This is a genomic window from Butyricimonas sp. BSD2780061689_150309_C8 (genome assembly GCF_015560935.1).
GTDB classification, from domain to species: Bacteria; Bacteroidota; Bacteroidia; order Bacteroidales; family Marinifilaceae; genus Butyricimonas; species Butyricimonas paravirosa.
Window position 1 is genome coordinate 14345 of record NZ_JADMSV010000009.1, and the last position, 26673, is coordinate 41017.

20 protein-coding genes and 1 tRNA gene are annotated in these 26673 nt (G+C 42.4%); 5 read left to right on the forward strand and 16 right to left on the reverse strand.

From position 1 onward, the window contains the following. Positions 1–7: 7 nt before the first annotated feature. The 4 genes from pyrB to I2I33_RS09180 form a co-directional block, all read right to left on the reverse strand. The gene (pyrB, locus tag I2I33_RS09165; protein WP_087421736.1) at positions 8–919 is read right to left on the reverse strand and encodes an aspartate carbamoyltransferase; all 912 of its coding nucleotides are present in this window, start codon (positions 917–919) and stop codon (positions 8–10) included. A gap of 325 nt (positions 920–1244) precedes the next feature. Further along, positions 1245–2444, reverse strand: coding sequence for a bifunctional phosphopantothenoylcysteine decarboxylase/phosphopantothenate--cysteine ligase CoaBC (gene coaBC / locus I2I33_RS09170; RefSeq protein ID WP_087421735.1), 1200 nt, complete (start codon positions 2442–2444; stop codon positions 1245–1247). A gap of 133 nt (positions 2445–2577) precedes the next feature. Beyond that, complete coding sequence (locus I2I33_RS09175; protein WP_027203087.1) at positions 2578–2931, reverse strand: DNA-directed RNA polymerase subunit omega; 354 nt, start codon at positions 2929–2931, stop codon at positions 2578–2580. A gap of 30 nt (positions 2932–2961) precedes the next feature. Continuing rightward, on the reverse strand, positions 2962–3771 hold the full coding sequence (locus I2I33_RS09180; protein WP_087421734.1) for an outer membrane protein assembly factor BamD: 810 nt from the start codon (positions 3769–3771) through the stop codon (positions 2962–2964). Between the two features lie 314 nt (positions 3772–4085). Here I2I33_RS09180 and I2I33_RS09185 point away from each other — a divergent pair, with 314 nt between their 5' ends. Continuing rightward, positions 4086–5336, forward strand: coding sequence for an aminotransferase class I/II-fold pyridoxal phosphate-dependent enzyme (locus tag I2I33_RS09185; protein WP_087421733.1), 1251 nt, complete (start codon positions 4086–4088; stop codon positions 5334–5336). 61 nt (positions 5337–5397) lie between these two features. Here the strand turns inward: I2I33_RS09185 and I2I33_RS09190 are convergent, their stop codons facing one another. Further along, a complete protein-coding gene (locus I2I33_RS09190; protein ID WP_195666794.1) occupies positions 5398–6612 on the reverse strand; it encodes an alpha/beta hydrolase in 1215 nt (404 codons plus the stop codon). A gap of 245 nt (positions 6613–6857) precedes the next feature. Further along, positions 6858–9587 carry a hypothetical protein gene (locus I2I33_RS09195; protein WP_087421731.1) on the reverse strand — a complete coding sequence of 910 codons (2730 nt, stop codon included), beginning with the start codon at positions 9585–9587 and terminating at the stop codon, positions 6858–6860. Positions 9588–9751: 164 nt separating this feature from the next. Here I2I33_RS09195 and hydE point away from each other — a divergent pair, with 164 nt between their 5' ends. Beyond that, the gene (gene hydE, locus I2I33_RS09200) at positions 9752–10813 is read left to right on the forward strand and encodes a [FeFe] hydrogenase H-cluster radical SAM maturase HydE (RefSeq protein ID WP_087421730.1); all 1062 of its coding nucleotides are present in this window, start codon (positions 9752–9754) and stop codon (positions 10811–10813) included. Positions 10814–10835: 22 nt separating this feature from the next. Here the strand turns inward: hydE and I2I33_RS09205 are convergent, their stop codons facing one another. The 4 genes from I2I33_RS09205 to recF form a co-directional block, all read right to left on the reverse strand. Further along, positions 10836–11495, reverse strand: a complete 660-nt coding sequence (locus I2I33_RS09205) for a LysE family translocator (RefSeq protein ID WP_087421729.1) — start codon at positions 11493–11495, stop codon at positions 10836–10838. A gap of 17 nt (positions 11496–11512) precedes the next feature. Further along, positions 11513–13309, reverse strand: coding sequence for a lysophospholipid acyltransferase family protein (locus I2I33_RS09210; RefSeq protein WP_087421728.1), 1797 nt, complete (start codon positions 13307–13309; stop codon positions 11513–11515). 26 nt (positions 13310–13335) lie between these two features. After that, entirely contained in the window at positions 13336–13626 is a 291-nt protein-coding gene (locus I2I33_RS09215) for a DUF721 domain-containing protein (protein WP_229128248.1), read from the reverse strand. Positions 13627–13815: 189 nt separating this feature from the next. Further along, positions 13816–14916: a DNA replication/repair protein RecF gene (gene recF / locus I2I33_RS09220; protein WP_087421726.1), complete on the reverse strand. Its 1101-nt coding sequence runs from the start codon at positions 14914–14916 to the stop codon at positions 13816–13818. A 218-nt stretch (positions 14917–15134) separates the two neighbouring features. Between recF and I2I33_RS09225 the strand changes: the two genes are divergently transcribed. Further along, a complete protein-coding gene (locus I2I33_RS09225) occupies positions 15135–15821 on the forward strand; it encodes a tetratricopeptide repeat protein (protein ID WP_087421725.1) in 687 nt (228 codons plus the stop codon). Positions 15822–16172: 351 nt separating this feature from the next. Here I2I33_RS09225 and tig read toward each other — a convergent pair whose 3' ends face one another. The 5 genes from tig to I2I33_RS09250 form a co-directional block, all read right to left on the reverse strand. Beyond that, entirely contained in the window at positions 16173–17525 is a 1353-nt protein-coding gene (gene tig / locus I2I33_RS09230; protein ID WP_087421724.1) for a trigger factor, read from the reverse strand. A 76-nt stretch (positions 17526–17601) separates the two neighbouring features. Further along, positions 17602–17683, reverse strand: a tRNA-Leu gene (locus I2I33_RS09235). A gap of 64 nt (positions 17684–17747) precedes the next feature. Continuing rightward, positions 17748–18479 carry an LPS export ABC transporter ATP-binding protein gene (gene lptB, locus I2I33_RS09240; RefSeq protein ID WP_087421723.1) on the reverse strand — a complete coding sequence of 244 codons (732 nt, stop codon included), beginning with the start codon at positions 18477–18479 and terminating at the stop codon, positions 17748–17750. A gap of 69 nt (positions 18480–18548) precedes the next feature. Continuing rightward, the gene (locus I2I33_RS09245) at positions 18549–21041 is read right to left on the reverse strand and encodes a DUF5686 and carboxypeptidase-like regulatory domain-containing protein (protein ID WP_087421722.1); all 2493 of its coding nucleotides are present in this window, start codon (positions 21039–21041) and stop codon (positions 18549–18551) included. 103 nt (positions 21042–21144) lie between these two features. Next, entirely contained in the window at positions 21145–22110 is a 966-nt protein-coding gene (locus tag I2I33_RS09250; RefSeq protein WP_087421721.1) for an SIS domain-containing protein, read from the reverse strand. 236 nt (positions 22111–22346) lie between these two features. On the opposite strand from I2I33_RS09250, the gene recQ reads away from it, so the two are divergent. Further along, positions 22347–24521 (forward strand): DNA helicase RecQ, encoded by a 2175-nt coding sequence (recQ, locus tag I2I33_RS09255; RefSeq protein ID WP_087421904.1) that lies wholly within the window; start codon positions 22347–22349, stop codon positions 24519–24521. A gap of 27 nt (positions 24522–24548) precedes the next feature. Here recQ and I2I33_RS09260 read toward each other — a convergent pair whose 3' ends face one another. Beyond that, positions 24549–25211, reverse strand: coding sequence for an MgtC/SapB family protein (locus I2I33_RS09260; protein ID WP_162613838.1), 663 nt, complete (start codon positions 25209–25211; stop codon positions 24549–24551). A gap of 118 nt (positions 25212–25329) precedes the next feature. Here I2I33_RS09260 and nhaD point away from each other — a divergent pair, with 118 nt between their 5' ends. Further along, complete coding sequence (gene nhaD, locus I2I33_RS09265; protein ID WP_087421719.1) at positions 25330–26619, forward strand: sodium:proton antiporter NhaD; 1290 nt, start codon at positions 25330–25332, stop codon at positions 26617–26619. Positions 26620–26673: the final 54 nt, after the last annotated feature.

A 26673-nucleotide genomic window follows, 5' to 3' on the forward strand; every position in this document is an offset into this window, starting at 1 on the left:
TCTTTAATTACCATTTTAAATCTAATGTCTTGAAAATAATTGCTTGACGAGTGTATACCCCGTTCAAAGCCTGCTGGAAGTAATATGCCTTCTTGTTATCGTCCACATCCTCGCTGATCTCATTCACACGAGGTAGCGGGTGAAGAATCCTCATGTTATCTTTTGTCCCAGCCAGCATGGAGTTTTTCAAGATATAAACATTCTTCACTTTCTCGTACTCCAACGGATCTGCAAAACGCTCCCGTTGTACGCGTGTCATATAAAGAATGTCCGCATCATTGATCACGTCATCTAGTTCGGTATGCTCGTAATAAGGAATATGCAATTCATCCAAGAATAACTTGTAGGCTTTCGGCATCTCCAATTCTTTCGGGGAAATAAAGTGGAACGTCGGGTTAAAATGGCTCATTGCCTGTAATAAAGAATGGACTGTTCTTCCGTATTTCAAGTCCCCAACCATGAAAATATTCAGATTTTCAAGGGTCCCCTGCGTTTTATAGATAGAATACAAATCCAACATGGTTTGAGTCGGGTGTTGATTGGCACCATCTCCCGCATTAATTACCGGCACATCAGCAACCTCACTGGCAAAACGGGCTGCACCCTCCAAAGGATGACGCATCACAATCAAGTCGCAGTAGTTATCCACCATCTTGGTCGTATCTTTCAATGATTCCCCTTTTGTCGTACTAGAGGATGAAGCATCGGAAAATCCGACAATACGACCTCCCATTCTACTAATAGCTGTTTCGAAACTCAAACGCGTACGAGTAGATGGCTCGAAAAACAGGGAAGCAACCACCTTACCCTCTAATAAATTACGATTTGGGTTTTTCTCAAATTCAGAAGCTATTTTCAATACTTCCAAAATGTCCTCTTTCGAGTAGTCGGTAATGGATACTAAGCTACGTTTATTCATAATTCTATATATTAAAAGTGTTTATGTTCGTTCATACTCTCCCATATAAAAAAAAACCAACAATGTCAACTAACGACAATGTTGGTTTTCTGTATCTTGTTAAAACAACGATCATGTCTCTGCCTAAACTGCAGGCATAAAAACAATCTTCGCCGAATATTTTGATGTTCTATCTTCATATCGGAATACAAAATTATGCATAATTTCCATCCGAACAAAACGATTTTCCAATTTATTTTCCAAAATATTTCTCACAAAAACGAGAATTCCTGCAAACGAACCAGTTACAAGAAAAAAAATTCACCCCAAAAATCCCATGTATAAACTATAACCGGGAAGCAATCTGATCGACTATATCTTTAGCTACCTCCACCTTTGTCTTCAACTCATAGACAGTCTTATCTCCTGCTTTATCCAGAATTGTCACCTTATTCGTATCTACACTAAAACCCGCTCCCTTATCATTCAAACTGTTCAAGACGATCATATCCAAATTCTTTCGTTGCATCTTAGAAAGAGCGTTCATCTCTTCATCATTCGTTTCCAAGGCAAACCCGACTAATAATTGCGACACAGTTTTTATTCTTCCTAATTCAGCAGCAATATCTTTTGTCGGCAGCAATTCCAGCAACAGATCATCCTTACCCCGTTTAATTTTGTGATCGGCTTTTTCCTTCGGGGTAAAATCAGCCACAGCAGCACTCAAAACCGCGACATCACTGTTGACAAACTCTTTTGACGTTACTTCGTACATCTGAGCTGCAGACTCCACGTCCACCCGACGAATCGCAGGGTGACTCGTTTTCAGATTTACAGGACCACACACAAGCACCACTTCTGCCCCCCGTCCTGCAAGTTCCTCCGCAATAGCCAAGCCCATTTTTCCGGAAGAGTAATTCCCGATAAAACGTACAGGATCTATTTTCTCGTAAGTAGGCCCTGCCGTTACCACAACTTTTTTACCTTTGAAATCCGCCTGCCGAGCAAAATAATCAGTAATAAAAGCAACTATCCTTTCCGGTTCCTCCATTCGTCCTTTCCCTATCAACCCACTAGCCAGTTCCCCACTTTCCGGTTCGATAATAATATTACCAAAAGATTGCAATACCTTCAAATTCCGCTGCGTTGCCGGATGTTTATACATATCCAAATCCATTGCCGGAGCAACCATCACCGGACATTTTGCAGACAAATATGTCGTTAGCAAAAGATTATCTGCTATACCTCCCGCCATCTTTCCTATCGTGTTCGCAGAGGCCGGAGCTATCAGATACAAATCAGCCCACAACCCCAAATCAACATGAGAGTTCCAATCCCCATTTTCCGGGTTATAAAAATCGACCATAATCGGACTCTTGGAAAGAGTCGCCATTGTCAAGGGAGTAATAAACTCTTTCGCCAAGGGGGTCATAACCACTTTCACGCTCGCCCCTTCTTTCACAAGCAGACGAGTTAATGTTGCGGCCTTGTACGCGGCAATACTGCCCGTCACTCCCAATATAATATGTTTTCCTTTTAACATCACCTTATTTATAACGTTATAAATTCACGTTTCTCGAATTCAAATACCAAAGAAAGATGAACTGCTTGGCAAATTTAAAACAAAAAACCTGAAAGTATAACACTCTCAGGTATATTCTTTTCCTTAAAGACAGGGACTATTCCTCGTCTGCATTATTTGCATCACCTTTCTCTTTCGAGGAAACACGGAAATAAATGTCCCCGTCCTCAAATTCCTGGGTAGCAATCAACACGGGTTTCGGCAAACGCTCGTAATACTTGGAAATCTCGATCTGTTCCCGATTTTCAAATATCTCTTCCAAATTATCCGCATAAGAGGCAAACTCTTGAAGTTTCCTACTTAACTCCTCTTTCATTTCAACCGAAATCTGATTAGCCCTTTTACCGATCACGGCTACTGCCTCGTAGATGTTATCCGCTTTACTGGCCAATGATGCCGGATTCCGGGTAATAGTATTATTCGGCGCTTTAACTTTCTTAAAATCTACCATGGTTAATTTGAATATTATTGTTTTATCTGGTTATTCTTCTTCATCAACATCATACGGTTTCAAGAACTCGTTGATGATTTCATATTTTCGAGCCATTTCCTTGGCATAACGACTTTCCGGGTATTCATCAAGGAAATAATAATACTCCTCTTTAGCCGCATTATAACGTTCATATTGTTTATCTTCAACACTATTTACAGCCATCTCGTACTTGGAATTGAACAACATGTACATGATTTCTTCCCGATATTTAGATCCAGGGTAATCCTTTAAACAATTCTCAAGACTCACTACGGCCGATTTATATTTTTCTCTCAAATAGTAATTTCTCGCACTCAAATAATCCTTGTAAGATAACTTGTCCCTCATCTCATCCATGTATTCATGAATTTGCTCTTTACGGGAACTGTTCGGGTAACGGCTCAAATAAAGTTGAAAACTTTCCATTGCTTTCTCTGTCACGGTCTGATCCAATCTCGCTTTCGGAGAAGCCAAGAAATTACAATACCCGATCATGTATAAACATTCTTCCACGTAGGAACTTTCCGGATAAATAGAAACGAATTGTTTAAACAATTCTGCCGCAACTTCATAATCTTTTTGGTTATAACTACAGAAAGCCCGGTAATAAGCCACACTCTGAGCCTTGGATGTTCCCTGAAAAACCATCCGAATTCCATCGAATAAATTGGATGCTTTCGTGTAATCTCCATTATTATAATACTCTACCGCTTTCTTATACATAGCCTGAGAATCACCACTTTTTAAGAGTTTCTGATACTCACTACATGAACTCATCAAAATTATTACAAGCAGAAATCCTATAAAATTCTTCATCATAAAGTGCCTTTTTTGCATCACGCAAAGATAAATTATAAATATCAATCCACAAAATAATTTACAACTTATGATTGACTATTTATGATCAAAGCAAGATAAAAATTAAAAACAAAAAAAGGCAAGTATCTATAACCTGCCACTTGTAGTGCTGTCTATTTTTCTGCAACCGCATAAAAACGGACTAAGTATTTAAACGTATTTCCACATCCGAAACCGCAACTTTTCAAAAGAACTTATTTGGAATACATTTTTTTAGTTACCTTTGTTTCCATATTGTAAATAATAAGATTAAGAATTTCAAAATATTTATCGAAGTGGACATTTTTGAAAGAGTAAGACAACAGAAGGGAAACATTGGTCAATATGCCAAACAAGCTCATGGCTATTTCTCTTTCCCGAAATTAGAGGGCGAAATTGGTCCCCGCATGAAATTCCGCGGTAAGGAAGTTTTAAACTGGAGTTTAAACAATTATATCGGTCTTGCAAACGACCCGGAAGTACGTAAAGCTGACGCCGAGGCTGCTGCAAGATATGGTATGGCTTACCCAATGGGGGCGCGGATGATGAGTGGGCAAACTTCTCGTCACGAGTACTTGGAATCTCAATTAGCAGAATTTGTGGGAAAACCGGACGCTTTCTTATTAAACTTCGGTTACCAAGGAATGGTTTCTATCATTGATGCCATGACCAGCCGTCATGATTGTATCGTGTACGATGCTGAAGACCATGCTTGTATCATGGATGGTCTTCGTTTGTCTCCGGCAAAAAGATATGTGTACCAGCATAATGACATGGAAAGCTTGCGTAAACAACTGGAAAGAGCAACCAAATGGGTGGAAAACACCGGTGGTGGTATCTTGGTGATTACGGAAGGTTTATTCGGTATGGCAGGTGACCTTGGTAAATTGGACGAGATTGTAGCTTTAAAGAAAGACTTCAATTTCCGTTTACTCGTGGATGACGCTCACGGATTCGGAACCATGGGACCTCACGGAGCCGGAACAGGAGATCATTTCGGTGTAATGGACGGTATCGACCTTTACTTTGCAACCTTTGCTAAAGCAATGGCAGGTATCGGTGCATTCATCGCTTGTGATGAAGATATTTGTATGTATTTGAGATATAACATGCGTTCTCAGACCTTCGCAAAATCACTCCCGATGCCTATGGTTGAAGGTGCGATCAAACGTTTGGAACTATTGAGAACTAAACCGGAATTGCGTGAAAAATTATGGACTATCGTAAGAGCTCTCCAAGCCGGATTGAAAGCTGACGGATTGAATATCGGAAGAACCAATTCTCCGGTTACTCCTGTCTATTTGTCCGGTAGTGTGGCTGAAGGAACACAGGTTGCCATGGATTTAAGAGAGAACTATAACTTGTTCTGTTCTATCGTGGTTTATCCGGTTATCCCGAAAGGTCAATTATTACTCCGCTTGATCCCGACAGCTATGCACACCTTGGAAGACGTGGAATACACTGTAAAAGCATTCAAGAATGTTGCCCAAAAATTAGCTAACGGAGAATACAATAAAGACGTGGTTGTTGATGCAAACGCTTTATAAAGTAATACTTTCACATAAAAAGGATCCTCGAAAAATCGAGGACTCCTTTTTTATATGAAAGTTATTTTATTTCCACATCCACGTACCCGCTAAACATCAATTCCCGGTCTCCCCTTTCCTGCAAAGTTTTTGCCAAGCATCCCATCGTTCTCTCCACCTTCCCCTCAAACAACGTCCTTCCTTGATAAGTAACCTTTACCGGCTTATCCATATCCACCATCTTATCATTCAGATAAACTCTTAATTTCGGATAATCACTCTTCACGATTTTCACTTCATTTCTGGCAAGTTCCGCCACCACGGTCATTCCCGGACGAGCATCTGCCGGATTTACTCCCACCCAGTACATGGACGGACGAACCACCTCTTTCTGACGCCAGACAATCTCTTTCGGCAAAGCATTTCTTTTGTATTTAGCCATCCACGCAATTGCTGCCGTATCTGCCCGATCCATCCAATGCCCCTTGCCTTTCACAATATGCGTTTCGTGTATATACCTTTCCGGCTCCACTTGCTGTAAAGAATCCAACACGTTCCCTTTCGCTACCGCCAACTTATTCCGGTCGTATGCCCCGTCATTTTCTCCCATCCAGATCATAAAAGGAACGTGACGCAAATTCACCTGCGAAGCTTCTCCCGGATGCCCGGCCATCATCGAGGCTGCCGCCCAGCGATCGGCCATACGGGGTGCCATTCTCCACACACCATCTCCACCGGCAGAATACCCCAACAGATATACCTTATCCGGATTCACCCCCATCTCCACGATAGCCGTTTGAATCAACGCCTCGAAGAACTCGTCCAATCCCGGTTTAAACCACATATTCCAATCATCCCAAGGCGCCCTCGGGGCCACATAAACTCCTTCCGCCGGCTCGTACAAACGAATCTGATTCTGCCATTGCTGGGTGTTTAATGCCTCCGGAGCATTACCCCCTCCATGCATGGATATGTACAGGCTACGCCCATCCGCCGTTTTCTCACCAAATACCCGGTAATCAAACTTCATCTGTAACCCCTCCCGGTTAAAAGTTTTCAATCCCCAAGAACGATGATATTTCTCTTTAATCTCTTTTTCCCATGCCTCAACCAGTACAATCCCGGCATCCCGGGCCCCTGTTGCTGTCAATTTTTTCTTGGCAAACCCTTGCCCCGCCACACTTTCCAACTTATTTTTTTCCAAATAGTTTCTCAACTTTCCCACGTTTTGTGCAAAGGCACTACCAGCAATCAATGTCACCCAAAATAAAGCTAACCCGAATTTTATCATTTTCATACAATAACGCTTATATACATTTTTTCTATTGCAAGTTTACCATTAATTTCAAAAAAAAGCAAAAAAACGACAATATCCATGTAACGCCATGTTAGCGAAACAGATACACTTACATCTATTCGTTATCCATCCGATATACACCCCTTCTTGGGAACGAAGAACTATCGAAGAGACATCTCGCCCTTAACGAACAGGTACAAGCGTTGGTAAAAAGTTGGTAAAAAGTTGGTAAAGAACAAACACGACTATCGCAAAACCCGGTATTTCAACAAATGCGTCCCATCACTCCCGGCGAACAAATAAAATCCTGCATTTCCCCTATCTCCGAAAGCGATCGAAAACGGGGAATTTCCACGTATAGGAAAACCTTTGGAAACATCTTTCATATCCAACAAGAAAAGACGTTCCCCTTTACCATCCATAACCCCAATTCTCGAATCCCGGGCCGAGAAACGATAAACATACGGGAAACTCAGCTCGGCATTTTCCCAGCATTTCTCCAACAGCAATTTACCTTGAACATCATACACGCAAAGCATATCTTTCCGAGAATAAACAAACTCATCCTGCCCGTCACTATTAATATCTTCCACGTTGAGTATTCCGCCACCGACCATTTTCTCTCCCTTGACCCGCTCGACACGGCCCCGGAAATCAACCAGTACGATCTCCCCGTTAATATCCGAGAAAGCGATCTTCATCTGACCATCCTGCCTCGTCAAGTACAAAGGCGTGTTACCGGATAAATTCAACAGGGTAGACACCTTCACCCGTTCTTTTCCCTTACGATCCAGAATATACAAGCGATACTGATCTGCATACACAAGATAATCCTTTCCATCCACCCGGAAATGATAGATTTTAGATACAATATCATTGTCACTCTTTGGCACATCCCAACCTTTCACGAAATTACCCGACAACTCGTACAAATACACGTGATGATCCACCCCGGGAGCAAATACCCGATAATTCTTGTTATTCTCGTAATCAGCCACAGAAATTCCCTGTTCGCAAGGAGACTTGAACGCCAGCGGGAAACGAGGTAAATAATTACCATTACGATCAATCAAATAAAGATGGCTTGGTGTAGAAAATAAATATTGTAACTTCCCGTTTTTAAACATATCTACTTGATAAACCTCACTATTGATCTTCCCCTCGATCGGCAATTTCCACAAAATACGTCCCACGTCATTAATCAAGTAAATCGTGTTTCCCTCGTCCTGCACGAAAAGTTCACGTTCTCCCGTGTTATGATTCACCACGATTGCCGGTTTCATACTCATTCTGGCATCCAATCGTGTCTGCCACATGATCTGAGCCTGTTTCTGCTCCACCTCTTCCGTACTTAAAAACAACGTGTGATACAGCATATCACCCTCGCACACCCATTGTAACCCAAGAGAAGAAAATACCTCCATCCCCTCTTTATTTCTCTCTAACAACTCACGCAAAGTCCCTTTAGTCACCTGTTCGTAATAAGGTAACATCGAAACCATCTCGGACAAATACATCCAGTTAAACTTCGAGGACAATTTCGTTCTCAACTTCTGGTACCATTCCTGCTCTCTCACGCTCAAACGACGCATATAATCACTCGCAAACGCTTGAAGACCTCTTTCAGAAGAAGCAAACACCACGTAATTATCCTCCACCAACACATAATTCGTTGCTATTCCTCCCAACACGTATCCCCACATCACGCCGGCAAAATCGGGAACAGGCATCTTAAAGTAACTCACTTTTTTATCTTTATCCAAGGCAAATGAACGATATAACGAAATTTCAGAAGTCCCGGACTTCGAGGCATACGATTTTAACATCTTTTCCAGTAATCCTCTAGCTAGGCTCCCGGCTTTCACGTGAACCACCACGATCCCTTCCTCCTGTTTCCGGCTCGCGTCATAAGAAAGCGTCCCTTTTCCCCATTCACCTTTCAACAAAGCCTGCCACTCTTCCTCCAATTTATCCCCGAAAAGACGGGCAAACTCCTGTTTTCTTTTCCGAACATTCTCGATCTGTCCCGCCCCATAACGATAAGCCTCAAGAGATGCCAGATAATTCTTCACGTCATTCAGAGCCAGAATACTAACACTTTTCACGTTGGCAGGCATCACGGCATCCAGTTTGGAATCCTGGGGAAGTTGTCCCTTAAAGGCAACGGGGAAAGCGGCTTTCAACCCGTCATAATGCACAAAACCGTTAAAACTGACGCCACTCGGTTTTATTTCACCATCTAACGCCCCCCACTTGAACCACTTGGCAATATTCGTCTGTTTAGCAATAAAATCCTTCTGCAATAACAAAGGAAGTAGATCGGAAAAACAAGTCGTGTTCAAGAACACGTTCAGACCGGCTCCCGCGGAGAAATAACGATTCACGTTTTTAAAACGAGGCGCCCCGTCTTTCTCATCTTCACCGGGATTACTCAACTGGTTCACGGCATCCTCCACGTATAGCTCGGAGTTAGAAACCAGCACCATACCACCGACAACAGCGTAACACACCTCATCCTTTCCCCGACTTGCCAAGTATATCTTCTGGTTATTATATTTTCGCTCTTTCACCTGCACTCCGGCAAACATTTTTTGTAAAAAAGCATGTACATCCCCCCTGGAAAACAAGCCACTTCGGTTTAACACGTACAAAAACCGAATCGTTTGTTTTCCCTCCACCCGAATCGCCATCACGTAGGAAGAAGTATCTACCTGAGACACCTGTTTCAACGTATCCACCACCCGACACAACATACTTTCCCGGAACGTCTTGATCTCCCGGTCAAAAGCAATAGCAATTTTCGATGACAAATTTGCGTTCGCATTCACATTAACCACAACAGCTGAATTATAGGGAATAAACGATTCCTTCGGAACATCAACCTCCCGTTCCCGCTCGTTCACCCACCATAGCGCAAATCCTATTCCTCCGAGAAGGACAACTCCAAAAACGATTAATGCAATTTTCTTCACCATTTTAGTCAGTTTATAAAGTTCATAAGGTACATAAAGTTTATAAAGTACTTTACGAACCTTATAACTTTATAAACCTTATAAACGAAAAAAAGCTTCGCTTTTTTCACAGGAACAAATTTAGTAAAATCGAGCCTTTTTCCTACTTTTGTAAAAAGGAAAATCGCATGAAAAAAATATATACGCTGCCGGAATTGGAAAACATGCTGACTTGTCAGGGAGAAGAAGAAAACCGGCTTTACTCGGAATCGAAAAGAATAAAGAACGAAACCATCGGTAACAACGTCTACCTCCGGGGATTAATTGAAATCTCCAACATCTGTACCAAAGACTGTTTTTATTGCGGCATCCGGAAATCCAACACGGAAACAGCCCGATATGCACTTTCGGACAAGGAAATTCTTGATGCTGCAGACTTCGCCTACACGCATCATTTCGGTTCCATCGTGTTACAGGGTGGCGAACGTTCCGATAAAGCATTTGTAGATCGAATTACCCGTTTATTGCAAGAAATCAAAAAGAACAGTAACAACGAGCTAGGCGTCACCCTTTCGCTGGGAGAACAAACGGAAGACTCTTACAAGCGCTGGAAAGATGCCGGAGCACATCGTTATTTGTTGCGCATCGAAACATCCAATCCCGAATTATATGCCAAGATTCACCCGAACAACCCGCTCCATTCTCACACTACCCGATTGAGATGCCTGGAAAGCCTGCAACGCTGCGGGTATCAGACAGGAACCGGAGTGATGATCGGATTGCCTTTTCAAACGATCACCGACCTAGCAAATGACTTACTATTCCTACAATCCATGGACATCGATATGGTAGGTATGGGGCCTTACCTGGAACACCATGCCACCCCTTTGTACGAGTATCGTCATCTACTCCTTTCCCTCCAGGAAAGATTGCGTCTGTCCATTCACATGGTCGCCGCCCTCCGGATTCTCATGCCGGACATTAACATCGCTGCCACCACGGCCCTCCAGGCCATTGAACCTGCCGGGAGAGAAAAAGCGCTGGAAATCGGGGCAAACGTGGTGATGCCAAACATCACTCCCACAACGAACCGCACCCTTTATAAACTTTACGAGAATAAACCGGGAACCCACGAGGGTGCCGCGGAATCCATGCACAAACTGGAAGAAAGTATCCTGAAAAGCGGCTGTAAAGTAGCCTACGGGGTCTGGGGGGACTCCCGGCATTTTCAATCAAGAACGGAAAATTAAATTCAAAATCCGAACCGAGTAATCAATGAATCACCAGATTTTTAAAAGGAGCGAAAGCGGCTAAAATAACCAGCGCACCCAAAATCGTGATAACTAACCCGGAAACTCGGTTAATCGTGATTAACACGCGTAACCGGAACTTCTTACGAAAGATATTTACCAAAGTCGAGAGCGTGTACCACCACACGCCACCGCCTAACAACACCCCGATCACCACCAACAACTCCCCCAGCATAGAAGAAGATTCCCCGAAAACGGACATTCCGGCAAAAACAGCCATAAAAACGACCACCGTGATCGGATTGGAAACCGTCAAGAAAAACAATGAAAGATAATCACCCAACAACCCGGTCTTACTCACCCGGCCCTGACGTCGTTGACGGATCTGGCGAATCGGGTTATCAAAATAAATTTTTAACCCGATACACAGAAGAAAAATCCCACCGATAATTTGTAATAATAGCTCATGAGTCTGCACGGTATTTATCACGTATCCCAACCCGAATGCCGCCACCGAAGCGTAAAAGAAATCCGCAGAGGCAGCTCCCATTCCGGCAATAAAACCTGATAACGCACCCTTATGCAAGGTTTTCTGGATAATTAATACACCCATCGGACCTAATGGTATTGACACCATTAAACCAACCAACATTCCCTTGAAAAGATACAAAATATCGTACATGTTATTCTATCGGAAATTTACAGTTCCACACTATCCGAGGAAAATCGACTCAATATCGTGTCATCATTTATCTCTTTTGACAACGACTCGATCGTCTTCATCGGCACGTCAAAAATATCTAAAATAAGTAAACCATCCAAGCACATATTAAACTTAGGATCGATATTAAAACCGATAATCTTGGCATTCAACGAAATATATTTCTTCAGTAAGACCGGTAACTTATCGCTCGATGGCTCGATATCCCCGATCATCTTGTCCAGCACGGATATATCCTTTTGGGCAGCATCCAACATTACCTGTACCCCGGGTTCTTCTGAATGTACTTGATACTTGGAACGAGGGATCACATATTTCGCCAGTTCATGACTATAATGATTTTCCTGGATAAAACGCATAATCAGCTCTTTCGATACTTCCGTGTACTTCCCGCTGATGGTCACCGGACCGATCAGATAACGATACTCAGGGTTCTTCAATAAGAAATAAAGAATACCTTTCCACAACATGAACAAGGGGAGCGGTTTACGCTGGTACTCCTCCGTAATAAAAGAACGTCCCAGCTCGATCGACTCGTACAACACGGGTAACATTTCTTTCCGCATCTTAAACAACGAATTGATATAAAATCCCTTCATCCCGTAACGGTCAACAATCTCCTTTCCTTTCCCCACGCGATAAGCCCCGACAATTTTCTCCTCTTCCCGGTCCCAAATAAACAGGTGATAGTAATAAAGATCATATTCATCCAAGTCAATACTACGATTCGTACCTTCACCCACCGCACGGAAAGTAACTTCCCGCAAACGCCCGATCTCGTTCAACACATTCGGAATCTTCACGGAAGGAGAACAATATATATCGTAATTTTTCATGTTAAACAACAAGTAATCTTCAGCGATACCCTCGATTTCTTTCTTTAATACCGCACTCTCTGTCTCTGCTGCAACCGGTTCTGCTTTAGGCATTGCTTTTTGTGATTTAATAAAAAACTTCTTTACTTCTAACGCAGATCCCAACAAATAGGTTTTCGCCCGCAAAAATTTGCCATACTGGGCTATATCGTGGAAAGTATTCTGAGTTTCCACGCTGATCGGATTCCCGATTCTTAACTTCACCACCCGGTTTTTCTTATTCAATAACTCGGAAGGCAATTTAATCGTTTTCAATACCGGGTGAATCATTCCCAGCAAATAAAACAACAAACTGTTAGACCCTTTAAAATAAATCGGGATGACCGGCACTTTCGCCATCTTCACCAGCTTCAACACCGAAGAATCCCACTCCTTATCTTCCACGTGATTCGAATCAGCCTGATAAGAAGAAACCTCCCCGGCAGGGAATATCCCCAAAGGTTTTCCGTCAATGACATGACGTATTGCCTCTTTAATCACTCGCATATTCGAATCCTTCTTGCTCTCCTCCGGGTCCAACCCCAAGATATAATCCTGTAACGGAACTATTTTCTTCAAAAGGAAATTAGACATGATCTTGTAATCCGGACGCAACTTGCACAGCAAACGCACCAGCACGATTCCATCCAATCCCCCGAACGGGTGATTGGAAACCGTGATAAAAGTACCCTCTTTGGGAATCTTCTCCAAATCTTCCTTGCTCACGTCGATCGTCACCCCCAGAGCCTCGATCAAACTATCCAAAAGAACTTCCGGATCGTCATCATTCACCTTCACGTTCAACTTATCCAGTTTATGCAACCTCAAAATATACATCACCAACTTGGATACCAGACTTTCCCGAAACCGGTTCAACCCATGAGAGCCAAGCAAAAAATCATTCGTATCAATTAATTTCATCTATATCCTTATTAAATGTTCCATCCCTAGAACACCACAATATCTTTCACAACATGATCCCCGACCCGGTCATTCAAGGCTTTTATTAGTCCCTCTTTCACCATCAGAATCTCGTTCTTTACCACAGAAGAAGTGAAACTCACGAACACTTTTCCTTCTGAAATCCGTAAACTTTTCGTCCGGGAAGCAATCATTCCCCCCACGACATCCGGCCAAACCTGGCACACCTCCCTCTCTTTGAACTGACGGGATAAGCCCATCTGCTCCAAGTAAAGATTTACCAGTTCATCCATTGTCAACGTCTTACCCTGCTTCAAAATATTCCTATTTATTATGATTTTACAATTAAATTCGTTCTACAAAAATACGATTTTCTAAACAACCCCAACTATTTTAGATTTTAAATTTTAGATTCCACTAAATTTAGTGATTTATAATTTACGATTAGGTGATTCTTTCTCACCAACTAACACATTTTAATCATAGGATCATAAATCGTAAATTAATCACAAATTCATCACTTCACCTCTCTCCACATGAAATATCTTGTATTCCATGGCATGTTGTTGCAAAATTTCGTCAATATGTTCACGATTGGTATCTGTAACAAAAACCTGACCAAAGTCCGTGCTTGAAACAATTTGAATGATTTGGCTTACCCGGTCAGCATCCAGCTTATCAAAAATATCATCCAACAGTAACAATGGCTTCACCCCCTTCTGTTTCACCAAGTAAGCAAACTGTGCCAACTTCAACGCTGTCAGGAAACTCTTCTTCTGTCCTTGGGAACCCAATTTTTTCACGGGATACCCTTCTAGGCTCAAGTTTAAATCATCCCGATGCACACCCACTGTCGTATAAGTCAATATCCGGTCCCGCTCGAAACTACCACGTAATGAAGTCGGGAAATCATCATCCTTTATAGTCGTCGAATATTCCAACATAACCTTTTCCCTTCCCAACGAAACCCGGTCGTAATACACCTGAAACATCCCCTCCAACTCGGACACAAAAGCCCTACGCCGTTCAAGAATGACACGTCCGCTGTCCGCAAGTTGTTCGTCCCACACGGACAACATATCCGCATCAATGGATCGCCCCGCATATTCCTTCAAAAAACTGTTTCGCTGCATCAACACCCGGTTATAGCGGATCAACAATTGCAGGTACTCCTTATCACACTGGCTGATCACCCCGTCAATAAAACGTCTTCTCTCCTCGCTGGCACCATCAATCAACACCACATCCGCGGGTGAAATAATAACTAACGGTAACAACCCGATATGATCAGAAAGCCGGGTATAAGCCTTTTTATTCTTTTTAAAAATCTTCTTCTGCCCCCGCTTCACCCCGCAGTACACGTCAATCTCCTCCTCCCCGTAATCATATTGCCCTTCAATCACGAAAAAAGCCTCCCCGTGACGTATATTCTGCACATCAGGCAAGTTGAAATAGCTTTTACACATCGACAACTGGTACACGGCATCCAGAACATTAGTCTTCCCCACACCGTTATTCCCGATAAAACAATTAAACCGGGGACTACACGTGACACTCGCCTCGGCGATATTCTTATAGTTGACAATATTCAAGTTCTTTAAAATCATTCACTTCAACTGTTAGTGGTTACAAGCAACAAGTTCCAACGCGGACGTGAAACAGATGACCAAAAGTAAGGAAAAGAAGGATATAATCCGCCAGACAGATAATTTTTTGCATAAAATTTCGTGGAGCCCCTTTTGGTATCAAAAAAAAAATTAATTTTGCACGTTGACAAGCGATACGTCTAGGAATAAGAAAAGTAAATAACAAAAAACATATAAACATGTCAAAAGAGAAACAGAAACGTGCGGATGGCTTTGAACAAATTGAAGAAGCCACGATTTCGACCGAACAATTTATCGAGAAAAATCAAAAATTATTGGTAAGAGGTGTACTCGTTATTATCATCGTGGTAGGTGCAATCTTGGGATATTACAGATTCTACAAGGCCCCGATGGAACAAGAAGCGCTGAAACAAATGTTTGTTGCCGAGAACCTTTTTGAAAAAGATTCTTTCAACATGGCTCTTAACGGTGATGGAAACGCTCCCGGTTTCTTGGAGATCATTGACAAATACAGCTCTACTCCCAGCGGAAACTTAGCTAACTATTATGCGGGAATCTGCTATTTACACTTGGGAGACAACCAAAACGCCATCAAACACTTGGAAAAATTTTCTTCTGATGATGTAATTTTCTCCAGTATGGTAACGGCAAATTTGGGTGACGCTTATATGCAGTTAGGCGATTTCAAAAAAGCTTCCAGCTATTATCAAAAAGCAACTACCGGAACGACCAATATGGCTACAACCCCGGTGATCATGATGAAAGCCGGACTTGCTTTCGAAAAAGCAAACGACTACAAAAGTGCGTTGAACATGTACGAAAGATTGGAAAAAGAATTCCCCGCTTCATACGAAGCCCGTGACATCGAAAAGTACATCACTCGTGCCAAATTGAACATGAAATAAGAATCTTGAATTACTGATATAAAGCTATCCTTGAAGGATAGCTTTTTTTATGTCCATTTCTTATTTCCCAACCGATTTTCCGCTTTCCCATATTTCAAGTAACTCGCATATATATTACTGGTAAGTTACACCGGTGTCTCGTTAATATATCAATCAAACATCAGTAAAAACACGACAAAGAATCAACTGTAAACATCGATAACCTTTCGTTGACCTATCGTTAACCTCTTACCGAAACTATAGTGGAACTATAGCGAAAGTACGGAGCATCACAGGAACATTTCCGACAAACTTTCAGGTAAAAAAATAACCCCGCCTCAACGAGACGGGGTCACCATTATATGGTCTTAATTACTTTTCGAACAATTTGCCGAAATCGTCCATGGATATTTCTTGTTCTTCCAGTTTCACGCCCTCCTTAATAACACTGAAAATCTTATTTTCCAATGCACGGTCGTAAAGACTGGCACGTTGTTTCTCATTCTCAAGCAAACGAACGGCAAAACCATCCAATTGCTCGTCAGATAAACCGTACAATCCGTATTGTTGTAATTGAGCGGCGGCAACTTCACGCCCAACAGCCTTCATATCTTCGTCTTCAACTTTTATACTATTTTCCTTGATCATATCCCCCTTGATCAACTGCCATTTGAATTCATCCCGGTAAGAATCGAAATCTTTATCGACAGCCTCTTGGGTCAATTCTTTATTGGTAGCCAACATCCAGCGTTTCAAGAATGTCTCCGGAAGAACCACATCCTCGTTTTTCTTCAACATCTTGTCACGAGCGTCTACCGTCAAACGGTACTCGCTATGAGCTTTGAACTGTTTAGCCAAGTCTTCTTTCACGCGGGCACGGAACTCCTCAACGCTCTTCACATTACCTTCCCCGTAAACTTTATCAAATAAAGCCTGATTTACTTCTGCCTCAACGTAACGTTTGATCTCGCTGATGATAAAACAGAAATCAGAAGTAATATGCTCGGCTTCTTCCTTGCTTACTTGTAACAAAGCGGCATAATCCGTTTTATTCGGATAAGCTTTTGACGGATTGAAAATCACCTCGTTTCCAGCCTGCTTACCGGTAAAGATTTTCACCTGCTCTTCATCTTTCATGTGTTCAACAGATAAAGAGGCATCCTCAACATGAATTCCACCTTCTTTCGGTTTTCCATCTTCTCCCAACTCGATCAACTCACCCTTCACGTATTCTGATCCCTCAATCGTGTCAACCGGGGTCAATTCGCCATTACTCTTGCAGATGCTTTCAATCTGTTTGTCTATCATTTCATCATCCACCTTGATGATGTAATAAGGAACTTTCTCTCTTTTGCTTAACTTCACATTCATCGCAGGAGACAAAGCAATATCATAAACGAACTCGAAACTTTCCTCGTCCAGATTCAACTCTTTCTGTTCCGTCTCACTCGGAAGTGGTTCACCCAAGATATTCAAATCGTTCTCTTGGATATAATTAGACAAACTCTCTCCGATCAACTTGTTGATCTCCTCAATCAAAACGGCTTTACCGTACATTTTCTTGATAATCCCGAAAGGGGTCTTTCCTTTCCGGAAACCATCAATCACCGCTCTCTTCTGGTAATCTTTCAACGCGTCGCTCACGCGAGTTGCGTAATCATCCTTATCCAATTGAATCTTAATGGTTGCATTAAGATCGTCGATTTGGTTCTTTGTTACATTCATACTTCTCTATGATAATACAATAATTGATAAAACAAACAAAAAGGCCACCTCATTGTAAGGCGGCCATCTCTTCAAGTGCGGGCGAAGGGACTCGAACCCCCACGCCTTGCGGCACTAGATCCTAAGTCTAGTGCGTCTACCAGTTTCGCCACGCCCGCTTGCTATTTTGACGGTGCAAATATATTGCTTTTTCGTGAAAAGCAAAACGATTTGACCGTTTTTTTATTTTTTCCTGCGTAATTCAAAGTTTTTTCCCAGATAAACCCTTCTAACTTCCGGATCATTAGCCAAATCCTCCGCAGAGCCGGATTGTAAAATCCGCCCGTCATACAACAAATAAGCCCGATCGGTGATACATAATGTCTCCTGCACGTTGTGATCCGTGATCAGAATCCCGATATTTTTCTCCTTCAACTTGATCACGATACTCTGGATATCCTCCACGGCAATCGGGTCCACACCGGCAAAAGGTTCGTCCAACAGGATAAACTTCGGGGCAATCGACAAAGCCCGCGCAATCTCCGTACGCCGACGCTCACCTCCCGATAATTGAATTCCCTTGCTCTTGCGAATATGCTGTAAACCGAACTCATCCAGCATCTCCTCCAAGCGGTGACGCTGGTAATCCTTCGGTAAATTACTCATCTCCAAAACGGCCTTGATATTATCCTCCACGCTCAACTGCCGAAACACGGAAGCTTCCTGGGCAAGATACCCCACTCCAAGCTGGGCACGACGATACACGGGTTCTGTCGTGATCTCCGTGTCATCCAAGAAAATACGTCCCCCATTCGGTTTAATCAATCCCACTATCATATAAAATGACGTGGTCTTTCCTGCCCCGTTCGGTCCCAATAACCCGACGATCTCCCCTTGTTCCACGTTCACGGAAACTCCTTTTACCACCGTACGGCTCTTGTATTTTTTTACTAAGTCCTCAGCTCTTAATTTCATATCTTACTATTTTACCGCGCTAAGATAGTCTTTTACAATTGAAAATTGAAAATTGAAAATTGAAAAATATCAGAAATTTAGATGTAACGAGAAATTGATAGCGAAATTATCCACATCCTGCCCCGAACGATCCCCGCGATGCGTTAACCGCCAGATGGCATCTACCCGGATAAAACGGAAAATATTCTCAATACCGACTCCGGCTTCTATATAAGGCTTTGACACGGAGGACATCCCCTCCGGGAACCGGAAAATAGCATCCGTGTTAGGCAGACTACCGTTATTCTTATCCGACAACGTACCCCACAAGGCTTTCACCGTTGCTACCTCTCGCCATTTCAGCCGTTTCATCAACGGAATTTTGCTCAAGAAAAATCCTTTAAAATGATGCTCCCAGAACACGGCTCCCCATAGATCGGATGCGAACTCGTAGAAATTCATACAAGAGAAAGCGTAAGGATCATAAAAATAGGTGGCATTCCCCTCGTGTAACTTCAACAACGGATAAGGAACCTTGTTAAATATCTTTCCCCCGGATAACATAATATCACTGTACCCTAACGGGGCAATATTAAAATCATGTTTCACGGACAATTCCAGACGGTAATACTCGTAATCTCCGTTCAATATATCTTTCAACCCTGCTACCAAATCAATTCCTACGATCGGGAAATCCGACCCCATGGAAACTTTATCAAAGGTCTGCCGCACGACAATCTCATTTCTGGACAAACGCGTTCCTAAACGGAACTGAGTGGTATGAATCTGATCCACGACCTCCCCGTTCGGGCGGACAAAATCAACGTATTTAGTGGGGAACATCTGGCGGTATTCCAAGGCAAAAGAATTCGAAAATCCCTGCCACCACTCTTTCTCGTAATGCACGTCAAATGAATTAATCAACGTCAACTTTTCATTATTTCCCCTAGAAAAGATGGAACTTAATATATTACCCGTGGTAAAGGCATTTTCGCTCGCCCCTAACTGCAACACGTCATGTTTCCCGCTAAAAGTCAACTTAGAAGTCGGTTGATTATTAAAGATATACTCGACAGTCCCGCCTCCTTTAAACTCCCCGTCTTTCGTACTGTACGCCCCATACCCGGAAAGTCGCACGTGTTTACTGAAATCACTCGTGGTCTTCACCCCCAGTTGAAAACGACACCCCTCCAGCTTGTTAAAACTGACCAACTTATAATAAGGTCCGAAACCAATATATTTCGTGTTATAATATCCCAACAGAGCTGTTTGGATAATATCGTATATATTTTTATATAGCGGGACATTCTTAATCGAGTCCACCATATTATATATATTCTGCTCTTTTTCACTTAACTCGTAAGGACGCACCGATTGCCAGTAATTTTCATCACTTTGAAGTACATCCTTATTAATGATCACATCATTATCCAACTTCTGTATCTCGGTAGGAATATCCTCATTTACCCGCACATTAGAGTAGTCTATCTGACGATGTCCCATAAACGAGATTAACTTGGACGAATCCTTCATCTGCACGGTAAAATCGGCCAATATCTTGTCCTGTTTTAAAAACCAGGTGGAATCGTTTATCAACTCGTTCGTGTTCTCGATAGCCAAATCCCGAATCCAATTCACATTCAACCCTTTCGCCATTCTCAACCGGGCAGATTCCAACGCCCATGTCGTCGAGTCAATATTTACCTCCCCGTCAAATACCGGGGTTGACTTTCCTTTAGGGTGAAAACGGATCTTGTATATCTTTCGCCCCTCCTTCTGAACACTATCCACCAGAAAATACTTGTAATACATCAACCCGTGTTCGCTCAACGGGCTGGCGAAATTCACCTCGAATATATTAATGTAATTATCATACAAGTTGACATTCACATGTAGATGCCCCGTGAACTGGGCCAGACTGTAATCCTCCTCGATACCCGAAATCCGGCTCGCTTTCACGATCTCTCTTGATAATTTAGGAGAACGACGATAGTAATAATCCGCCGAAGCCTCGGAAATCATCACGGGTAAATAGGCCTTTCCCGTGATGGCCGAAGTGTCCATGTACTGGAAAATAAATCCGAAATTTTTCTGTAACTTCTTATTTTTAAACTCCGGTTTCATGTTCGCAATATCCAGTTCCATCTTCGTATAAGTGGTATAACTGTACGATTCCTTCTCGGCCGGGTTATTTTTTTTCTTATTCTTTGAAATATTCCGCAAGATCGCGTGAGCCGGATTCTCTCCGGGTTTTACCTTCACCTCGTCTAAATGAGTCACAATCGGTACCAGTTTAAAATCAATCGTGTTGAAAGCTCCTTTCTTGACAGCCACGGTCTGGCGTTCATAAGAGACAAAAGATGCCATAATTTCGCTGACCTCCTCCCGTGTCTCAATATCATAATTCCCATCGAAATCAGTCGTGACCCCAATCGTGGTACCCACAAACACGATACTCACCAATGGCATCGGTTCCCCCGTTTCTGCATCCACTACTTTTCCTCGAACCTTCGTTGTCTGCGCCTCTGCAACAGACACCCACGCCAATAACAACAAGACAAAACACAACTTCAAATATTTCATTACAAAAAAAATTTACGATTTCAGATTCACGATTTCAGATCAGGAACAACCATTCAAGATGAAGATAATACCTCATCATAAATCATCAACCACAAATCATACATTAAACCACTCCTTCACGCAATATGTCGTGTATGTGTACCATTCCTTTGTAATGACGATCTTTATCAACAACAACCAGTTGAGTGATACTATTCTGTTCCATCATCCGGTAGGCATTATACGCCAGTTCGTCCTCCGATATTGTCTTGGGAGATTTTGACATGACATCCTTTGCCGTCAACCCGTCCACATCATCGTATTTCTCCATCATCCGCCGCAAGTCACCATCCGTGATAATTCCTTCCAAACGTTCTTCCCCATCCACGATAGCCACCGCTCCCAAACGTCCTTTCGACATGGCCAAGATTACGGGGCGGATTCCCGCTTCTCTCGTAATGCAAGGCCGATTCGTTCCATCGTAAACATCCGACACCCGCGTGTACAAACGCTTTCCTAAACTTCCGCCCGGATGGAATCTCGCAAAATCCCTACTTGAGAAACTGCGACACTCTACCAAACACATTGCTAATGCATCTCCCAGCACTAACTGTGCCGTAGTTGAATTTGTCGGAGCTAAATTTAAAGGACAAGCCTCTTTTTCCACTTTCGCTTTCAGCACATAAAGCGAGTTCTTAGCCAGAAAAGAGTCCGTATTTGACACCATTGCCACGATATTATTATTTCCGTTATTCCGAATCAACGGGATCAAAACTTTTATTTCCGGAGTGTTTCCACTCTTAGAAACACAAATTACCACATCCTCTTCCCGAATCATTCCCAAATCACCATGAATCGCATCCGCAGCGTGCATGAACACAGCCGGAGTTCCGGTGGAATTCATCGTTGCCACGATTTTTGTCGCAATAATTGCACTTTTTCCAATACCAGTGATAATCACCCGCCCCTTATTTTCATAAATTAATCTAACGACCGCCTCAAAATCATCATCTATGTAGTTTATCAAATTTTGAATAGCTACTGTCTCATCTTGAATCACTTTGCGCGCAACCGATTTTATATCTACCATGACTATCTAATTATAAATATTCATTCAAAAGTCGTCCTTAAAGCAAAAAAAGAAAAAAACTATTGCACTTATCATTTTTTGCTATAACTTTACTAGGGACAAAAGTATCATTTTTTATGATAGCTCAAAAACGAGTGATGATAGATTTATTATAGAAGATTTTGTTTGTAGAAACAAATTAAGTTATAAATTTGCGCACCCGTGTAAAAATGGGGTGTGTGAAAATTAAAAAAACAATGGGATTGCAAATAGATTTACATGCTAAATTAAAAGAGTATTTCGGCTTTGATAACTTCAAAGGGAACCAGGAGCAGATAATAAAGAACGTCCTCGCCGGAAACAACACGTTTGTACTGATGCCAACAGGGGGAGGAAAATCTTTATGTTACCAGTTACCAGCCTTAATACTTGACGGAACAGCAATAGTGATATCACCGCTAATTGCTTTAATGAAAAACCAGGTTGATGCAATGCGCTCGTTCAGCGCATCGGAGGGAGTTGCCCACTTCATGAATTCGTCTCTTAGCAAAAGTGATATTCTAAAAGTGAAAGAAGACGTGTTGAGTGGTAAAACAAAACTATTATATGTAGCCCCAGAGTCACTGACCAAAGAAAGTAATATTGAATTCTTACGAAAAGTACGCATCTCCTTCTTCGCGGTGGACGAAGCACACTGTATTTCAGAATGGGGACACGATTTCCGTACCGAATATCGCAAGATCAGACCGATCGTGGAGCAAATCGGAAAAGCACCGATTATCGCTTTAACGGCAACCGCTACCCCGAAAGTCCAACACGATATTCAGAAAAACCTGGATATGCTGGATGCCCAAGTGTTCAAGTCTTCCTTTAACCGTTCCAACCTTTATTACGAGGTTCGTCCGAAGGTAGACCCGACAAAAGATATTATCAAATTCATTAAAAACAATGAAGGCAAATCAGGTATTATCTACTGTCTGAGCCGTAAAAAAGTGGAAGAACTCACGGAAGTCCTTTGCGTGAACGGAATCAAGGCTGCTTCCTACCACGCCGGGATGGATGCCTCGGCCCGTAGTGCCAATCAAGACAAATTCCTAATGGAAGAAGTCAATGTCATCGTGGCAACAATCGCTTTTGGTATGGGTATTGACAAACCGGACGTACGATTCGTCATCCATTATGATATTCCGAAAAGTCTTGAGGGATATTACCAGGAGACTGGAAGAGCCGGACGGGACGGAGGTGAAGGATATTGCTTGACATTTTACAGCTACAAAGACATCCAAAAACTGGAAAAGTTCATGCAGGGTAAACCGATTGCCGAACAGGAAATCGGGAAACAACTTCTCATGGAAACCGTTTCCTACGCGGAAACTTCTCTTTGCCGCAGAAAAGTACTGTTACACTACTTCGGTGAAAACTATGATGAAGAAAATTGCGGGGCCTGTGACAACTGCCTGTTCCCGAAGAAAGAATTCGAAGGAAAAGAATACTTAATCGATGCCTTAAATGCCATCCTTGAAGTAAAAGAGAAATTCAAGGTGGACCATATGGTAAATATTCTTCTCGGGGAAACCGATTCTATGATAAAATCGTATCATCATGATGAACTGGAATCTTTTGGTGTCGGTTCTGAAAAGAACGCACAGTTCTGGAATATGGTATTCAGACGCGCTTTAATTGCTAATTATATAGAAAAAGATATTGAACAATACGGGGTCATAAAATTAACTGAAAAGGGCCACGAATTTTTAAAAGAACCTAAAGACTTTATGCTGATGGAAGATCATAATTTTGAAGAATCAGAAGAGAAACTTCAGGAAAAAGGGGGAGTATCAGCACTCGACAACACCTTATTTGCCATCCTGAAAGATTTACGGAAAAAGATTGCCAAGAAGAACAATCTGCCACCGTACGTGATTTTCCAAGATCCGTCCCTAGAGGATATGTGTACCAACTACCCGATCACGTTGGAAGAACTGGCCAACATTCAGGGTGTAGGCACAGGGAAAGCTCAAAAATACGGACAGGAATTCGTAGAGGTAATCAAACAATACGTTGAAGACAACGAGATCGAAAGAGCGCAAGACTTGGTGGTTAAAACTGTTGCCAACAAATCGAAATTCAAAGTATATATCATTCAAAATATTGACCGCCAAATTGATCTGGAAGACATTGCCTCCGCAGAAGGCCTTACCTTCGAAGAACTGATCAAAGAAATGGAAGCCATCGTTTTCTCCGGGACCAAACTTAACATTGATTACTACATCAACCAAATTCTGGATGAAGAACAACAACAAGAAATCATGGACTACTTCATGGAAGCCAAAAGCGACAATATTGGAGATGCCTATGATGAATTCGAAGGCGACTACTCTGAAGAAGATCTTCGTCTGATGCGACTGAAACTACACTCCAAACATGGAAATTAAATAAAAAGCGACCTTAGGTCGCTTTTTTTATTCCATCCGATCAATCATCACATCCGGCAAATGCTGTATAAACTGGAATAGCAAAGTTTCATCTCCAGTCTTATGGGTTCGAATAACCATCGTCACCCGGTAAGTAGTCATATCTCCCAACTTGGACGACTCGGTAGAGTAAGAACTGATCGTATGCTTTTTACGCTTTATCTCATCGGTAACCTCCTTGATTACCTCTTGACTTGTTGTCGTAAATATTAACAATACATTTCTCTGGCTAATCCTTTGGAAAATATATCCTAAACCTTCCAACCCCAACAAAGTCAACAACATCGCACTGATTCCCAGCCAATATTGTCCGGCTCCAACTGCAAGTCCAATGGCAGAAGTAGCCCATATCCCGGCAGCCGTGGTCAATCCTCTCACGAATAACTTCTGGATAATAATAGTCCCCGCTCCCAAAAAACCGATACCACTCACCACTTGAGCCGCAATACGACTCGGGTCAAGACCGATCCCCGTATTTCCAAGAATATCCCAAAAACCGTATTTTGACACGATCATAAAAAGCGCACTACCTAAGGCCACCAGAAAATGAGTCCTAAATCCCGCCTCCTTCGCCCGGTATTCACGATCCAAACCTATGATGGCCCCTAAAACTCCGGCCACTAATAACCTAAAGAAAAAATCCCATGTCATCATATCCGTATCTACTTTACTCTATTCTTATCTTCACACAAAGATAAACCAATCTACGCAAAATTGCGTATGAAAGATACAATACGATTGAAAAACTTCATTAACCCAACAACAAGACATGACATTATTACTCGTAATTCTATTTATTAGCGGCTACATTCTGATCGCCCTCGAACATCAGACCGGAATCAGTAAAAGTGCCATAGCACTCCTTCTAGGAATACTATTATGGACTTTCATCCCACATACTGACAATGAAATTATTAACCACCTCGGAGATACCGCCGAGATTTTATTTTACCTGCTCGGGGCCATGACAATCGTGGAATGGATTGACACCCACAACGGGTTCACCTTGATCACGAACCATATCACCACACGCAATAAACGAAAATTATTGTGGATCATTGCCTTGATTACTTTTATCATGTCTTCTGTACTCGACAACTTAACCACAGCCATTGTCATGATCATGTTACTTCGCCGCCTAGTTAACGAGCAACAAGAACGATGGATATTCGGAAGTATCGTTATTATTGCCGCAAACGCAGGTGGAGCATGGACCCCGATAGGAGACGTTACCACGATTATGCTTTGGATTAATGACAACATAACCTCTCTGAATGTTATCCGCCATCTGTTCCTTCCAAGCCTGATTTCATTAATTATTCCATTGGTCATCATGACTTTCCGGTTACAAGGAGAAACACAGCCTCAACAAGCAACAAACACGAACACAACCTTAGCCATCAGTCGCAGAGAACAAATGACAATCCTAAGCATCGGTATTGCCAGCCTCCTATTCGTTCCTGTTTTTAAAGAATTCACGAATCTCCCCCCATTCATGGGAATCATGCTAGCCTTAGGAGCCGTGTGGACATACACGGAAATTCTCTATAATCGAAAAAGAAACCTTTCCCCGGAAAAGATACACCGGATTCCATCCATACTTACAAAAGTTGATTACAGCACCCTCCTATTCTTCTTGGGAATCCTTATGGCTGTCGCTGCCTTACAAATAGCAGGCATACTTGACCAAATGTCCACGTTCTTAAATGACAAAATACACAACGTTTATCTAATAAACATGATCATAGGTTTTCTTTCCTCTGTGATCGATAATGTTCCACTTGTCGCTGCCGCCATGGGGATGTATCCCTTGACTCACACAAGCGGTGCCTTATCACCATACCTCATGAATTTCACGACGGATGGAACATTCTGGGAACTCCTTGCATATTGTTCGGGAATCGGTGGCAGCATCCTAATCATTGGTTCTGCAGCCGGAGTCGTCGTTATGGGCATGGAACGCATCAATTTCATGTGGTACATGAAACACATCACCTGGATTGCAATCCTCGGTTATCTGGCCGGAATCGGTGTATATTACCTACAATCTCTTGTATAAAGAAAAAAGACCGTCCTGCCCAAACAGCAAGACGGTCTTTCTATTTTATCGAAA